This is a genomic window from Streptomyces sp. 1114.5 (genome assembly GCF_003635085.1).
In the GTDB taxonomy this organism is placed as follows: domain Bacteria; phylum Actinomycetota; class Actinomycetes; order Streptomycetales; family Streptomycetaceae; genus Kitasatospora.
Genome location: NZ_RBXE01000001.1, coordinates 4,637,643 through 4,652,579, shown reverse-complemented (window position 1 = coordinate 4,652,579; position 14,937 = coordinate 4,637,643). Strand labels below are relative to the sequence as shown.

The 14,937-nt window shown below is 74.1% G+C and carries 13 protein-coding genes; 4 read left to right on the top strand and 9 right to left on the bottom strand.

The genetic code is table 11. The annotated features are described in order from the left end of the window. Window positions 1-200 precede the first annotated feature (200 nt). The gene (locus tag BX285_RS20675; RefSeq protein ID WP_097239334.1) at window positions 201-602 is read left to right on the top strand and encodes a hypothetical protein; all 402 of its coding nucleotides are present in this window, start codon (window positions 201-203) and stop codon (window positions 600-602) included. A 92-nt stretch (window positions 603-694) separates the two neighbouring features. Then, window positions 695-1,612, top strand: coding sequence for a hypothetical protein (locus BX285_RS20670; RefSeq protein WP_121176280.1), 918 nt, complete (start codon window positions 695-697; stop codon window positions 1,610-1,612). A 128-nt stretch (window positions 1,613-1,740) separates the two neighbouring features. Here the strand turns inward: BX285_RS20670 and efeU are convergent, their stop codons facing one another. The 4 genes from efeU to BX285_RS20650 all read right to left on the bottom strand — a co-directional run bounded on the left by efeU (window position 1,741) and on the right by BX285_RS20650 (window position 6,123). Next, window positions 1,741-2,574 carry an iron uptake transporter permease EfeU gene (gene efeU / locus BX285_RS20665; protein ID WP_097239332.1) on the bottom strand — a complete coding sequence of 278 codons (834 nt, stop codon included), beginning with the start codon at window positions 2,572-2,574 and terminating at the stop codon, window positions 1,741-1,743. Between the two features lie 43 nt (window positions 2,575-2,617). After that, window positions 2,618-3,925, bottom strand: coding sequence for an iron uptake transporter deferrochelatase/peroxidase subunit (gene efeB, locus BX285_RS20660; protein WP_121176277.1), 1,308 nt, complete (start codon window positions 3,923-3,925; stop codon window positions 2,618-2,620). Window positions 3,926-4,028: 103 nt separating this feature from the next. Beyond that, window positions 4,029-5,177 (bottom strand): iron uptake system protein EfeO, encoded by a 1,149-nt coding sequence (efeO, locus tag BX285_RS20655; protein WP_097239330.1) that lies wholly within the window; start codon window positions 5,175-5,177, stop codon window positions 4,029-4,031. Between the two features lie 130 nt (window positions 5,178-5,307). Further along, window positions 5,308-6,123, bottom strand: coding sequence for an ABC transporter ATP-binding protein (locus BX285_RS20650; protein WP_121176274.1), 816 nt, complete (start codon window positions 6,121-6,123; stop codon window positions 5,308-5,310). A 182-nt stretch (window positions 6,124-6,305) separates the two neighbouring features. Between BX285_RS20650 and BX285_RS20645 the strand changes: the two genes are divergently transcribed. Then, the gene (locus BX285_RS20645) at window positions 6,306-8,462 is read left to right on the top strand and encodes an amino acid adenylation domain-containing protein (RefSeq protein WP_121176271.1); all 2,157 of its coding nucleotides are present in this window, start codon (window positions 6,306-6,308) and stop codon (window positions 8,460-8,462) included. A 7-nt stretch (window positions 8,463-8,469) separates the two neighbouring features. Here the strand turns inward: BX285_RS20645 and BX285_RS20640 are convergent, their stop codons facing one another. Then, window positions 8,470-9,798 carry a hypothetical protein gene (locus BX285_RS20640; protein ID WP_147465200.1) on the bottom strand — a complete coding sequence of 443 codons (1,329 nt, stop codon included), beginning with the start codon at window positions 9,796-9,798 and terminating at the stop codon, window positions 8,470-8,472. A 222-nt stretch (window positions 9,799-10,020) separates the two neighbouring features. Here BX285_RS20640 and BX285_RS20635 point away from each other — a divergent pair, with 222 nt between their 5' ends. After that, window positions 10,021-11,616, top strand: a complete 1,596-nt coding sequence (locus BX285_RS20635; protein ID WP_097239326.1) for a M4 family metallopeptidase — start codon at window positions 10,021-10,023, stop codon at window positions 11,614-11,616. A 25-nt stretch (window positions 11,617-11,641) separates the two neighbouring features. Here the strand turns inward: BX285_RS20635 and BX285_RS20630 are convergent, their stop codons facing one another. The 4 genes from BX285_RS20630 to BX285_RS20615 all read right to left on the bottom strand — a co-directional run bounded on the left by BX285_RS20630 (window position 11,642) and on the right by BX285_RS20615 (window position 14,900). Next, window positions 11,642-12,679, bottom strand: coding sequence for a hypothetical protein (locus BX285_RS20630; protein ID WP_259470607.1), 1,038 nt, complete (start codon window positions 12,677-12,679; stop codon window positions 11,642-11,644). Between the two features lie 46 nt (window positions 12,680-12,725). Continuing rightward, complete coding sequence (locus BX285_RS20625) at window positions 12,726-13,493, bottom strand: rhomboid family intramembrane serine protease (RefSeq protein ID WP_097239325.1); 768 nt, start codon at window positions 13,491-13,493, stop codon at window positions 12,726-12,728. Between the two features lie 80 nt (window positions 13,494-13,573). Continuing rightward, window positions 13,574-13,960 carry a response regulator transcription factor gene (locus tag BX285_RS20620; RefSeq protein ID WP_121176266.1) on the bottom strand — a complete coding sequence of 129 codons (387 nt, stop codon included), beginning with the start codon at window positions 13,958-13,960 and terminating at the stop codon, window positions 13,574-13,576. Window positions 13,961-13,970: 10 nt separating this feature from the next. Further along, window positions 13,971-14,900 carry a glycerophosphodiester phosphodiesterase family protein gene (locus BX285_RS20615; RefSeq protein WP_220783926.1) on the bottom strand — a complete coding sequence of 310 codons (930 nt, stop codon included), beginning with the start codon at window positions 14,898-14,900 and terminating at the stop codon, window positions 13,971-13,973. Between the last annotated feature and the right edge of the window lie 37 nt (window positions 14,901-14,937).

Sequence of the window (14,937 nt, the reverse complement as noted above, 5' to 3'; positions counted from 1 at the left end):
CCGCGGAGCCCCGCACGGTCCCGACCGTGCGGGGCTCCGCCGCGTCCCACACTGTTTCAACACAATCGTGAGACAGCGCGAAGGGCCTGTGAGACAGCAATCCGCCCAGGTCAGAGCGGTTGCCGGGTTAGCGTTACGGCGTTCCGGGCGGCACCCTGCCGGGTTTCCCGCCGCCCATTCTTTCCCCCGGGGAGTCATTCATGAAGAAGTTCTTCACCGCCCTCGCCGTGGCCGCCACGGCCGCCGGCTCCGTGGTCGCGCTGGCGCCCACCGCCTCGGCCTCCGGCTGCGTGTCCAACTGGATCCGGAGCGAGGGCGCCACGACGAACAACATCACGGTCGTCACCAAGGCCAACTCGCCCTGCCACGACGTCAACGTCTCCTGGTCGTACAACCCGCAGGGCGAGTTCTCCGGCTACACCGGCGTCTACCGGCGGCCCGGCGGCTCGTGGACCCCGGCCTCGCGCGGGTACGTGCAGATGTTCAACGGCTACCACGACATCAACGACTCGTACTTCGCCCTGATCACCGACGTGGCCCCCGGCACCCAGTTCGGCATTCTGAGCCGCAACCCGGGCGACCAGGTCACGGTCGTCCACTGACGCCGTCCGTGGCCCCGCCCGACTCCGGGCGGGGCCACGGTGCCGCTCGCTCCCCCGGTCCCGTCCGCCTCCTCCGCCGGAGTCCTCCGCCCATGCCCCGCGTCCACCGGCCTTCGCGCCGCTCCACCGCCTCGCACCCTGCGGCGGCGGGACTGCTCTGCGCCGTGCTGGCCCTGACCGCCGGGTGCTCGGCCGCCGACCCGGGCCCCGCCGCCCCGTCCGCCCCGTCCGCCGTGTCCGCCCCGCCGCCCGCCGCCGCGCCGGCCGCGGTGGCCTACGGGCTGCCGCCGGACCTCACCCCCGTGCTGCTGCCGGCCTCCGGCCCGGACACCCGGCTCACCCAGGGGCTCGACGGCTTCACCAGCCTGGTCCGGGAGCGCGCGACGCGCGCCTGCCTGGACGCCGCCCGCGTCCGGGTGCCCGACGCCCCGCCCCCGATGTTCATCCGGCAGTTCGAGATCCCCGACCTGGCCCACATCGCCCGACACGGCTTCAGCGCCAGCACCGTCCCGGACACCACCGCGCCGGCTCCGGCCGCCACGTCCGCCGATCCCGCGGTCCAGCGGCGCTGCGACCAGGAGGGCGCGAAGGCCGCCGGCGACCTGCAGTCCGGCTACGGGCCGCTGCAGTCCCGGTGGTTCAGCGGCCTCGCCGCGGTGGAACAGGACGCCGCCGTGCTCGCCGCCCGGCGAGGGCTGCCGGACTGCCTGTCCGCGCAGGGCGTCCGGGCCGACAGCGAGCAGCACTTCTTCGACCAGGTGGACCGCACCCTCCAGGGCGCCGCGACCGATCAGGCCGCGAGCGCCGAGGACCGCCGCCTGGGCGCGGCCTACGCCACCTGCATGCAGCCGGTCGAGGCGGCCCGCGAGCCGCTGCGGGCCGCGCTGCGGGAATCCTTCGTCCGGGAGCACGCGGCCGAGCTGGCCCAGGTGCGGGACGCCCTGCCCGGGCGGATCGCCGAGCTGGAGCGGCGCTACTCGATCCGCTTCGCCGCCCCCACCGAGGACTGACCCGCCGAGGACCGACCGGTCGAGGACTGGCCGGTCGACACCCCGCCCCGCCCCGGGCCCGGATACGCCACCGCCCCGTCCGGCGGGAGGCCGGACGGGGCGGGGCGGGGTGCGAGGGGGCGGGCCGGTCAGGCGGCCGGCTTGGCCGCGACGGGCTTCGCCTTGCCCCCGAGGAGGTTGAAGAAGACGGCCAGCGTGGGGACCAGGTAGAGCAGCCAGACCACCAGCTGCAGCACCGTCGGGTCGGGCTGGAAGTTGAACACGCCCTTCAGCAGCGTGCCGTACCAGCTGTCCTTGGGGATGGTGCTGGAGATGTCGAAGGCCACGCTGTGCAGGCCGGGCAGCCAGCCGGCCTCCTGGAGGTCGTGCACGCCGTAGGCGAGCACTCCGGCCGCGACCACGACCAGCATGGCGCCGGTCCAGGTGAAGAACTTGGCCAGGTTGATCTTCAGCGCGCCCCGGTAGAACAGCCAGCCGAGCACCACCGAGGTGAGCAGGCCGAGCGCAGCGCCGATCAGCGGGTTCCAGCCGTCGTCGGTGGCCTGTACCGCGGACCAGATGAACAGTGCGGTCTCCAGTCCCTCACGGCCGACGGCCAGGAAGGAGGTGACCACCAGGGCCGTGGTGCCCATCGCGAGGGCCGCGTCCAGCTTGCCGTGCAGTTCGGTCTTCAGGTGCCGGGCGGTGCGCCGCATCCAGAACACCATCCAGGTCACCAGGCCGACCGAGATGATCGACAGCGAGCCGCCGAGCGCCTCCTGGGCCTCGAAGGTGAGCTGCGAGGAGCCGAACTGCAGCACCGCGCCGAAGGCCATCGAGAGCACCACGGCCGCGCCGACGCCGAGCCAGACCGGCGGCAGCTTGTCCTTGCGGTCGGTCTTGACCAGGTAGGCGATCAGGATGCAGACGACCAGGCTGGCTTCGAGGCCTTCGCGCAGGCCGATCAGGTAGTTGCCGAACACGCGGGCTCCTGGGGGTGAGGTGGTACGGGGGGAATCTGGCGGGTCAGCCGAACAGGGCCTGGCCCCACCACTCCCCCGGCTTGCGCACGCCCGCCGGGCAGGCGAAGTGGGCGGAGCCGACGTGCTGGATGTACTCGTTGAGCTTGTCGCTCGACGCCAGGCGGGTCTGCAGCGGCACGAAGGCCTTGCGGGTGTCGCGCTGGTAGGCGAGGAAGAACAGGCCGGCGTCCAGGCGGCCGAGGCCGTCGGTGCCGTCGGTGAAGGAGAAGCCGCGGCGCAGGATCATCAGGCCGCTGTTGGCGTCCGGGTGGGCGAGGGCGACGTGCGAGTCGGCGGGCATCGCCTTGAGGTCGGGCGCGTCGTGCTCCTTGGCCTTGCCGTACGGGGCGCCCTCGCCCTTGGTGCGGCCGAAGACGTCCTCCTGCTCCTTGAGCGAGGTGCGGTCCCAGGTCTCGATGTGCATCCGGATCCGCCGGGCGACGAGGTAGGAGCCGCCGGTCATCCACTCCGGGCCGTCGCCGGGGGCCGCCCAGACGTGGTCGGCCAGCTTGCCGGTGTCGGTGCCCGCGATGTTGTGGGTGCCGTCCTTGAAGCCCATCAGGTTGCGCGGGGTCTGCGCGTCCGGGGTGGTGGAGGAGGTCTTGCCGAAGCCGAGCTGGGACCAGCGGATGTTGACGGTGCCCATGCCGATGCGGGCCAGGTTGCGGATCGCGTGCACGGCGACCTGCGGGTCGTCGGCGCAGGCCTGGATGCAGAGGTCGCCGCCGCTGCGGTTCGGGTCGAGCTTGTCGCCCTTGAAGGCCGGCAGGTCGATCAGGGCGTCGGGGCGCTTGGCCTTGAGGCCGAAGCGGTCCACGCCGTCCTTCTCGAACAGGCTGGGGCCGAAGCCGATGGTGAGGGTGAGCCGGGAGGCGGGCAGGCCCAGGGCCTCGCCGGTGTCGTCCGGGGGCGCCTCGGGCAGGCCGGTGGCGGCGCCGGTGCCGACCTCGCGGCCGCCGGTCATCGCCGCGGCCGCCTTGGTCCACTCCTTGAGCAGCTTGACCAGGGACTCCCGGGTCGCCTTGTCGGAGACGTCGAAGGCGGCGAAGTGCAGCCGGTCCTGGACCGGGGTGGCGATGCCGGCCTGGTTCTCGCCGTAGAACGGCACCTCGGCGCCGGCCGGGGCGGCGGCCGCCGGGGCGGGGTCGTCCTGGCGGGTGGCGGCGGCGACCGAGCCGACGGCGGCGGCGCCGAGCGCGACGCCCGCGCCGGCCCAGCCGATGACGGCGCGTCGGCTGACCGCGCTCCTGGTCGCGGTGGCGTCGGCGGCGGCCGGCGTCTCGTTCTGCTGCTGCTCGTGCTGGGCGTCCATCGGCGGGCGGGCCCTTCTCTGTACTGACTCACGGAGGCCGTGGCGGCCGGTGTCGGGCCGCCACGGCGTCGGTGGGGTGGGTGGAACGGGAAGCGGTGGTCGGTTACTTGGCGACCACGGCGGCGGCCAGCTTCGACAGCGGCTCGCCCAGCGAGTTGACCGCGTCGGAGAAGGTCTTGCGCTCGGCCTCGGTGACCTTGTCGTACGGGGTGAAGGTGCCGTCGGCCTGCTTGTACTTGGCGAGCAGGGCGTTGATGGCGGCGAACTCGGAGTCCAGGGTCTTGGACAGGTCCGCGTCCTTCTCGGCGGCGACCGGCTTCAGCAGCTCGTAGGCCTTCTGCGCGCCCTCGACATTGGCCTGGAAGTCGGCCAGGTCGGTGTGGCTGTAGCGGTCCTCCTCGCCGGTGATCTTGTTGGTGGCGACCTCGTCCAGCAGTTCCTTGGCACCGTTGGCCATGCTGGTCGCGGTGATCTCGGCGGCGGGGATCTTCTTCTGCCAGTCCGTGAGGTCGGCGACCAGCTGGTCGGCGAGCTTCTTCTCGTCGTCACCGATCTTGGCGTCGGCCCAGAGCGACTTCTCCAGCTTGTGCCAGCCGGTCCACTGCTGGCCGGCCTCGACCTTGTCCTCGCGGGTGTCGGTCTTGGGGTCGACGTCGCCGAAGCTCTCGGCGACCGGCTCGGTGCGCTCCCAGCCGGTGCGCGAGGGCGCGTACAGCGACTTGGCCTTCTCCAGGTCGCCGGCCTTGATCGCGTCGGCGAAGGCCTGGACGGCCGGGATGGTGGCGTCGGCCTGCTGCTGGGCGTACGTGCGGTAGGCGTCGACGGCGGCGGTCAGGCGCGGGTCGGCCGGGGCGGCGCTGCCGCCCTCGCCGGTCACGGTGATCTTCTGGCGGATGCCGTCGCCGACCATGCCGGGCTTGCAGGCGATCTCGTACGAGCCGGCCTTGATCTCGGCGTTGATGCTGGCCTTGGTGCCGGGGCCGATGTTCTCGCGCTCGGTGACGATCTTGTCGCCGTCGCCGTAGACGTAGACCTCGGTGGTCTTGGAGCCCTTGTTGCTGATGTCCAGCACCACGTGCCCGGCCGGGAAGCTGGTCTTGGAGACCTCGCACGCGGTGTCGGTGGCGTTCACCTTGACGGCGTCGGAGGAGCCTGCCTTGTCGTCCTTCTTGGACGAGCAGCCGGCCAGGGTTGCGGTCGCCACGGCGAGGGTGAGCAGCGCGGCTGCGGTGGAACGGCGACGGGCGGACATGCGGGCTCCAACGGAAAAGGGCATGGGTGTGCCTGGGCTGGTAGGGGGACCGGCGGGCCGGCGCCCCTGAATTAGCTAAGGCATACCTTACGTATGGACGCCACGGCGTCCACACCCACCCCCTGAACCGTTATCGACCCGGTGTGCGGCGGGCGGCGGCGCGGGCCGTCCAGCGGCCCTCGTGCCGGCTGATCCGGATCGGGTGGCCGAAGGTCTCGCTGATCAGTGCGGTGGTCATCACCTCGTCCACCGGCCCGGCCGCCACGCACTCGCCGCCGCGCAGCAGCAGGGCGTGGGTGGTGCTCTCGGGCAACTCCTCCAGGTGGTGGGTGACCAGCACGCTGGCCAGCTCCGGGTGCTGGTGGCGCAGCAGGTCCAGGCTGTCGAGCAGCAGCTCGCGGGCGGTGAGGTCCAGGCCGGTGGCGGGCTCGTCGAGCAGCAGCAGCCGGGGGCTGGGCATCAGGGCGCGGGCGATCAGGGCCCGGCCGCGCTCGCCCTGGGACAGGGTGGTCCACGGGGCCTCGGCCATCGCGGTCATGCCGAGCGTCCCGATCAGTTGTTCGGCCCGCTCCAGTGCCTCCGGGCCGGGCTTGCGGTGCCACTCCGGCTCGATGGTGTTGGTGTGCCCGGTGAGCACCACCTCGCGCACGGTCAGTGGCGAGCGCAGCGGGTGGCGCGGGTTGACGTGCCCGAGGTGGGCGCGCAGCTCGCGGACGTCGACCCGGCCGAGCCGGTGGCCGAGCACGTCCACCTCGCCGCGGGTGGGGTGGGAGACCGCGCCGAGCAGGGCGAGCAGCGTGGACTTGCCCGCGCCGTTGGGGCCGAGCAGCGCCCAGTGCTGGCCGGGCCGGATCTCCAGGCTGATCGCGCGCAGCAGGTGCCGGCCGTCGCGCACGACGTCCACGTCCTTGGTACGAAGCAGCGGGCCGTCCAGGGGCTGGCTCATGGGTGGCGGGTCTCCGATCACGGCACCGGACGGGCCCGGCGCGGCCGTCCGCGTGCAGAGTACAACCGTCGGTCGGGACGGGTGCGGGGCGTCCGAGGGGCGGACGTGCCAGAACCCTGTTGCGCTGCGGGAGTTGGGAGGAGGATGGTGCCCTTTCCGGCGGGGACGAGGGGGGAGACTCGATGACTGCGGAGACGACGGCGGACGGGGAGCGGGCGGGCGGGGAGCGGGCCGGCGGCACGCTCCACGGGCTGATCGAGCGGCACGCCCGCCGCACGCCCACGGCGGTGGCGGTGCGCTGCGGCGAACAGGAGCTGACGTACGGGCAGTTGGACGAGCGGGCGGAGCGGCTGGCCGCCGTGCTGGCCGAGCGCGGGCTGGCCCCGGGCGGGCGGGCGGCGGTCGCGCTGGGCCGGGGCACCGCGGTGTACGTGGCGCTGCTGGCCGTGCTGAAGGCCGGGGCCGCGTACGTCCCGGTGGAGCCGACCGCGCCCGACGCGCTGCTGCGGCACGTGCTGGCGGACGCGGCGCCGGACGTGGTGGTCACCGAGGAGGCCCACCGGATCCGGCTGGCGGACGCGGTCGGGGCGCAGGTCGCACCGGTGGCACGGGTGGCGCAGCTGGTCTGCGTGGACACGGCCGCGCCCGCACGGGCGCCGTTCGCCCCGCCGGAGGTCGGCCCGTCCGACCTGGCCTGCGTCTTCTACACCTCCGGGTCCACCGGCCTGCCCGCCGGAGCGCTGGTCGAGCACCGCAACCTGCTGGCCGCGTACGAGGGTTGGCGCGAGGTGTACGGCCTGTCGGCCGAGGACCGGATCCTGCAGACGGCGAGCCTGGAGTTCGACGTCTTCACCGCCGACTGGGTGCGCGCGCTGTGCACCGGCGCGACGCTGGTGGTCACCCCGTTCAACCTCACCCTGGACCGCACCGCCGACCTCGGGGCGCTGCCCGCCCTGGTCGCCGCCGAGCGGATCACCGTGCTGGAACTGAACGTGCGCACCGCGCGCCGGCTGACCGCCCTGCTCGCCGCCGGCGGCGGGGGCGTGCCCGGGGTGCGGCTGCTCACCGTGGGCGCCGAGAAGTGGTACCTGGACGAGCAGTTGGGCCTGCAGCGGCTGCTCGGCGAGGGCACCAGGGTGCTGAACGTGTACGGGCTGGCCGAGGCCACCGTGGACAGCACCTACTTCGACGCGCAGGGCACCGCAGCCGCGGAGGGCGCCGAGCGGGTCTCGCTGGTCGGCCGGCCCTTCCCCGGCACCCGGGTGTACGTGCTGGGGCCGGACGGCACTCCCGTCGAGCACGGGACGACCGGCGAGATCGCGATCGGCGGCGCGGGGCTGACCCGCGGCTACCTCGGCCGGCCGGCGGACACCGCCCGCCGCTTCGTCCGGGCGGACTTCGACCCGGACGGGCGGGTGCTGCTGACCGGCGACCTCGGGGTGTTGCGGGCGGACGGCGTGCTGGAGTTCACCGCGCGGGCCGCGAACGTGCTCGGGCCGGTCCCGCACGCCCGGAAGGCGTCGGTGGTCTCCCGGGTGGTGGCGGCGGCCCGGGCCGAGGGCCTGCTGCGCGCCCACCCGGCGGTGCGGGAGGCCGTCGTGGTGGAGGTGGACGTGCGGCCCGGGCAGCGCAGGGAGGTCGGCTACGCGGTGACGGATCCGGCGGCGGACGGCGCGGACGGCTGGTCGCTCTCGCAGTACCTGACGGCGGAGCTGCCGGCCGGGGAGGTGCCCGCGGCGGTCGTCCCGTTGCCGGAGCTGCCGCGCACCCGGGCGGGCAAGCTGGACCGCGCGGCCCTGCCGCTGCCGGCCCCGCCGCAGCACGCCGCCCCGGCCCGCTCGGGCAAGGCCGGGTCCCGGCCGGCCGGATCCCGCAAGGGCGGCGGCAAGGCCGGGGGCGGGGGTGGCGCGGAGGGCCCGACGAGTTGCTTCGCGGTGGCCGTGGTGGTGCTCGGGGCGTTCTTCGCCTGGGTCACCACCGACTTCTTCTTCCCCGGTTCGACGGACCTCTCGGGGGTGCCCGCCGGCTACCACCTCGGCTTCGATCTGCTCTACCTGTGCGAGAACCTCGCCTTCGGCGCGGGGGCGGCCTTCCTGCTCTTCGGCCTCCCGGCGGTGCTGCGGCAGGGCCGCTCGCTCGGGCTGTCCGTCTGCACTTACGTGGCGGTGGTCTGGCTGCTCGCCTCCTGGTGGCCGCAGGACAACCTCTACCGGCTCACCGACCCCACGGACTGGTCCCGCGAGACGACGATGGTCCTGGTCTTCAACATCCCGCTGATGCTGGCGGCGACCGTCGTGGTGGTCTTCCTGCTGAGCAGGCCGCGCGCCGGGAAGGGCTGACCGGCGCTCACCTCAGGGCCTCGAACATCCCCGCCAGCCCCTGGTTCGCGGCCGCGATCAGCGCCTCGGCCGCGTCCAGCGCCTCGGTGTCGGGCCCGGCCAGGGCGAGGCCGACGACGGGCTCCGGCTCGTGGCAGGCGGTCGGGATCAGCGGCAGCAGGGTGACGCCGAGGCGGGCGCAGCGCGGCCGCAGCCGCTCCAGGTGGTCGTGCAGCGCCGCCGGGGCCAGCCGGGCGCCGAGCGGCATCCCGTCCAGGGTGCGGACCAGGTGGCCGGGGCCGCGCACCCGGTCGAGACGGGCGCGCAGGACGAAGGCGACGGCCGGGCCGGTGAGCCGCAGGTTGATCTCGGTGGGGGCGAGCCGGCGCTGCCGGTCGGTGACGAAGTCGACGTCGTACCAGCCGCGGTAGCCCTCGGCGGCCAGCCGCTCGCCCACGGCCAGGGCGAACCCGCGGGCCGTCTCGGCGGCGTCCCTGGGCACCGCGCCGGGCCCGACGGTGACGCCCTGGTAGCGGGTGCCGGCCACGTCCATGACGCCCGCGCCGACCGGGTGGACGGTGCCGTCCGGGCCGACCACGGCGTCGTAGGTGAGGTCACGCAGCCGGGCGGCCGGGCCCGGGTCGACGTACTCCTCCAGCAGCAACTCGCCCTCGGGCGGCAGGACCTCGGCCCGCACCAGGCGCCGCAGCAGGGCCCCGCCGCCGCCCGCGGCGAACAGTTCGGCGGGCTCGACCACCACGGTGCCGTAGCCGCCGACGCCGTACGGGCTCTTCAGCACGGTGGTCCGGCCGCGGGCGGCGCGGGCGGTGAGCCGGCGGGCGGCCCGGCGGCGGCCGTCCGCGCGTTCCTGCTGCGGGACGGTGATCCCGGGGTGTCCGGGGGCGAGGGCGGTGAACAGGCCGTGGGCGGCGGCCTTGGACTCGTAGCGGCGTACGGCGGCCAGCTCGGGCCCCTCGCCCTGCGCGGCGTTGCGGCCCCAACCGACCACCGGGTGGCCGGAGTCGGCGATCCGGGCGGCCAGCGCGGGGCGGGCGGCGAGCGCCTCGGCCACCGTCCGGTCGGGCGCCACCCCGCTGTGCACCTCGACCGGGCCCCAGGCCAACTCCCGGGCCAGCCAGTCGGTCCACTCGGGGGCGACCTCGCCGGGCAGCACCAGCAGGGCCGGTTCGGGGCTGTAGCAGACGGCCAGGCAGGCGTAGTGGTGCGCCTGCCGCAGCCGGCGCAGGCGCTGGGCCGCGTCCATGCCGCTCGGGAAGAACTGCGCGTTGAAGTCCGCGACGTCGCCCACGTGGACCGCCGCCCGGCCGCCGGTCCAGGCCCCCACCCATCCGTCCATGGGGCGGAAGCCTAGGGCCTGGGGGCGTCGGGCGGGGCAGCGATGGTGCTATCCGTCCATCACGACGGCACTGTGGACGCCTTGTTAACTTCCGATCATTTTTGACAGTCCAAGGACACAACTTGGCAAAGTTATGACCTTTCCCCTAGCTGGACGTGACTGATCGCCGTCAATCTCTGAGCCAGCTCCTTTCCCTGCAGCTAACCCCCACTGGAGTTCAGAGTGACCCCCACGTCCTCCTTCCGCCGTGCCCGCGTGGCCGCGGCCGCCGCCGTCGTCGCCGCCGCCCTCGCCGGTGCGACCGTCCCCGCCGCCACCGCCTCCGCCGCCACCGACCCGCGCGAGGCCGCGATATCCCAGGCCCGCGCCAACGTCGCCCACAACACCTCGGTGTTCGGCTTCGGCACCGGCCAGGACCTCGTGGTCAAGGACGTCGTGATCGACGCCGACGGCACCTCGCACGTCCGCTTCGACCGCACCTACCAGGGCCTTCCCGTCGTCGGCGGCGACCTGGTCGTCCACCAGGACGCCAAGGGCCGGCTCAAGGACACCTCCCGCGCGGCCGCCCACGACGCCGCCGTGAAGTCCACCGTCCCCAAGGTGCCCGCCCAGTCCGGCGCCGCCAATGCGCTCTCCGCCGCCCCCGGCGTCCAGGACGCCGTCAGCACCCCCGAACTGGTCGTCTGGGCCGCCGACGGCACGCCCCGGCTCGCCTGGCGCACCACCGTCGAGGGCACCGGCGAGCACGGCCAGCCGGCCGGCCGGATCGTCGTCACCGACGCCACCACCGGCGAGCAGATCGAGGCCTACGACGCCGAGCACCAGGCCACCGGCACCGGCAACTCCGAGTACACCGGCACGGTCAGCATCGACACCACCGCCACCTCCGGCGGCTACACCCTGACCGACCCGATCCGCGGCACCGTCACCAAGGACGCCCACAACCTCTCCTCCAGCTCGGTCAAGGCGACCTCCGGCACCGCGTTCACCAGCACCACCAACGTCTGGGGCGACGGCAAGAAGTTCTCCACCGACCGCTCCACCGCGGCCGTCGACGCCCACGCCAACACCGCCTGGACGTACGACTACTACAAGAACACCTTCGGCCGGAACGGCATCAAGAACGACGGCAAGGGCGCCACCGTCTTCGTCCACGTCGGCACCAACTGGGACAACGCCCAGTGGTCCGACAGCTGCTTCTGCATGATGACCGGCGACGGCAACGGCACCACCGACCCCGAGCAGGTCGACCTCGACACCATGGGCCACGAGATGACCCACGGCGTCACCAGCGCCACCGCCAACCTGCGCTACAGCGGCGAGTCCGGCGGCCTCAACGAGTCCACCAGCGACATCTTCGGCACCATGGTGGAGTGGTACGCCAACAACAAGGTGGACACCCCCGACTACCTCTTCAGCGACCAGTCCACCCCGCCGTGGCTGCGCCGCTTCGACAAGCCCTCGCTGGACGGCTCCTCGGCGGACTGCTGGAGCAGCTCGGTCGGCCGCCTGGACGTGCACAACTCCTCGGGCGTCGGCAACCACTGGTTCTACCTGGCCAGTGAGGGCAGCGGCAGCAAGACCATCAACGGCTTCACCTACAACAGCCCCACCTGCAACAACTCCACGGTGACCGGCATCGGCAACCAGAAGGTCGCCAAGATCTGGTACCGCGCACTGACCGTCTACATGACCTCCACCACCAACTACAAGGGCGCCCGCGCCGCCTCGCTGAGCGCGGCCAAGGACCTCTACGGCCTCAACAGCACCGAGTACAAGGCCGTCGCGGCGGCCTGGAGCGGCGTCAACGTCAACTGACGTACGGCCGCTCGTGGTCGAGCCCTCAGAAGGTGAACCCGACGTGGCAGTGGTCGTGGTGGGTGTCGTCGGTGAAGAACCGGTTCCCGGCCCCCGGGATTGCCACCGGCCCGCCCACGTTGTACGAACCGGCCGCGGCCGCGTCCCGCATGAAGGACTCGACCAGCTGCCGGGGCGTGGCCGGGTCCACCACGGCCATGCCGTCGATCCGCCAGACGTCGAAGGCCCGGCCCAGCGGATGGTCGCTGGGCCGGGACGTCCCGAACACGTCCAACGGGTGGCCGGTCCGCACCACGCTCACCGACAGCGTGTACGGGCCGGCCAACCGCAGCATCGCCTCCGGCACGCTGTCGTGGACGGTACCGCTGCGCAGGTCGGCCGCCGCCTCGGGCGGCAGCTCGATCCGCGGCTCGGCCAGCACCCGGGCCACCGCCGAGGTCGGCGCCGCGGCGGCCGGGCCGGCGACCCCCGGGTGCAGCTCGGTGACGGTCCAGCGCGGCTCGGCCCGGCTCAGCCGGACGTCCACCGTGGTGCCGCCCTCGGCCACCGAACCGTCCGGGCCCCGGGTCCACTGCCGGCACACCACCAGCACGCTCGCCGAATCGGCGAGGATCCCGCCGTACTGGGCGACGACCACCTCCAGGCTCGCCTCCGGCGCCGCCGGGGCCAGCGGACCCGCCTGGTCGGCCAGCGCGGGCGGCAGCCCGAGCGCCGCCACCCGGGCCCGGGCCGGCTCCACGCCCTGGCCGCCGGGCGGCCAGGCGCCGAGCGCGGCGACCAGTTCGACGGCGCGGCGCTTGACGTCGGGTTGGATCTCGGCCGGGCCGGGCTGCCAGAGCGGCGGCTCGGGCAGCGGGGTGGGGGTTTGCGTCGGGGTGGGCGTGGGCGTCCGGGTGCCCGGTGGTTCGGGCGTCGGCGGGCTCGGACTCGTGCCCGCCGACCGCGGGTTGCCCCCGCTCGTACACCCCGCCGCGCCCAGCAGCAGCGCCGCCGCGCCCGCCCGCAGCACCCCGCGCCGGTCCGCGGTCGGTCGTCCGCCGTCTGCGCCGTCTCCGCTCGTCACGGGGTCAGTATGCGGCCCGCTCCGGCACGACAGCCGGACGTCGCGGTCAGGCCGCGGCGGTCCCCCCGTCACGTGCAGCGCTCGCCCGCGGCACCAGGACCAGCCCGAGCAGGCAGCCCACCAGCAGGCCGGCGCCGTGGTTGTTGCGCAGCGCACAGAGGAACACGGCGGCCGCCGGGACGAGCAGGAGGTACCAGTGCGCCTTCAGTCCGGGGCCGGGCACGGTTCCGCGCACGTTCCCGCGCAGCAGGCAGACGACGGCCAGGGCGCCCAGCAGACCGCAGACGGCCACCGAGTCGCCGCCGCCGCGCGGCGACCAGCCGGCCAGGCTCACCACGTGGGCGAGGACGCCACTGACCAGGAAGACGGCCAGGGTCCGCCACCACCCCAGGACGGTCTCGGCGACGGCCCCGATCACCAGCAGGGCCGGCAGGTTGAACGCGATCTGGCCGAGGCCCGAGGACTGCACCAGCAGCGCCGTCCCCGCCCGCCACCACTGCCCGTCGGACAGCGCACCCGGCTGCCGCATCAGGTCGTCCACCGCGGCGGGCACGGCGTACTGGACGACGGCCATCACCGCCATCACCGCGAACAGCGCGATCGTGACCCAGGGCCGACGCGCCAGGGCGCCGCGGACGACGGCAAGCACCTCGCCCGGCCCGCCGGCCGCCGCTCCACCGACTGCCGCGCCACCGGCTCCCGCGCCACCGCCCGCCGGACCGTCGGGGCCGGCCCCGGCCACCACCAGCGTCCGCAGGCCCACGCCGACCACCACAGCCGCGCTCGCGTACAACCCGATCTCGTGCGGCGACATCGCCGACCCCCCCGTCAGAACGGACCCGGGCGACTCCCGCCCCGTCACCGCCCCATCGTCCCAGGTCGGACCGGAACCACCTATTCCTGCTCGCGCTCCGGGGGCCGCAGGGCGTAGCCGGCCTCGGTCCGCTCGATCCAGGACGGCCGGCCGAGCTTCAACCTCAGGACCGAGATGGGGTACCTGAGCTCCACCGGGTTGAGCAGGACGCCCCAGACCCGCAGGAGGATCGTGTCCGGCGCGTGCACGCCCTCGCCCAGCTCGATCAGGCCGCGCAGCAACTTGGCGTCCTGGCGGGTGAGTTGTGCCTCGCGGCCGTCCACGGTGGCGGTCCGGGCGTCGAGGTCGAGGACGAGGCGGCCGTCGAAGGCGGTCAGGGTGCCTTGCGTGGCGTCCGTGCCGTTCGTGTTCTCCGTGCTCGTCGTGCCCTTCGTGCCCTTCGTGCCCTTCGTGCTGTCGCCGTTCACGCCGGGCAGCCTAACCGGCGGCTCCGGGCGGCGACCAGGCCGCGGTCCAACCGGCCAGCTCCGCCGGGCGGTTGGTGATGATGCCGTCCACACCGGCGTCCGCGAGGGCCTTCCAGCGGGCGGGCTGGTCGACCGTCCAGACGTTGACGGCGATCCCGGCGGCGTGCAGGTCCGCGAGGGCTCCGGGGCGGGCGGAGAGTGCTTCGTCCGAGGGGTTGTAGGCGGCCAGGCCGAGTTCGCGGGCGGTGGCGACCGGGTCGGCGTCCAGGGCGGAGCGCAGCAGGCCGAGCGGCAGTTCGGGGGCCAGTTCGCGGGTGTGGCGCAGAGCGTCCACCTCGAAGCTCTGGACGAAGACCCGGTCGGTCATGCCGTGGTCGCGGACCTCGCGGACGATCCGGGCGACCTCGTCGCGGGTGTGCGGTCCCTTGATCTCCAGCAGCAGCTTGCCGCCCCGGGTGCGCAGGTCCTCCAGCTGGGCGGCGAGGGTGGGCAGCCGGGTGCCCGCGTAGGCCGGGGCGAACCAGGAGCCTGCGTCCAGTGCGTCGAGCTGGGCGGCGGTCAGGTCGCGGATCCGGCCGGTGCCATTGGTGGTGCGGTCCACGGTCTCGTCGTGCAGGACGTAGGGGACGCCGTCCTTGCTGGGCTGCACGTCGTCCTCGATCCACGCGGCGCCGGCCCGGCGGGCCACCTCGTCGGACACCAGGGTGTTCTCGGGGGCGGCGGAGGAGGCGCCGCGGTGGGCGAAGACGGTCGGCGGCGCACCGGCCGGCCGGAGCCACCCGCCGGTCGCGGCTGCCGCCTGCGGGACCTGCTGCGGGGCCGATTGCGGGACCGCCGACCGTACGGGGGCGCCGGTGAGCGCCACCGTGCCGAAGGCGGCCGCGAGCAGGGCGGCGACGAGGGCGCTCCGGCGGGGGCGGGGGTGCCGGCTGGGTGTCATGTATCGAACGCTACGGACGTCGGCCGGATCCGGCCAG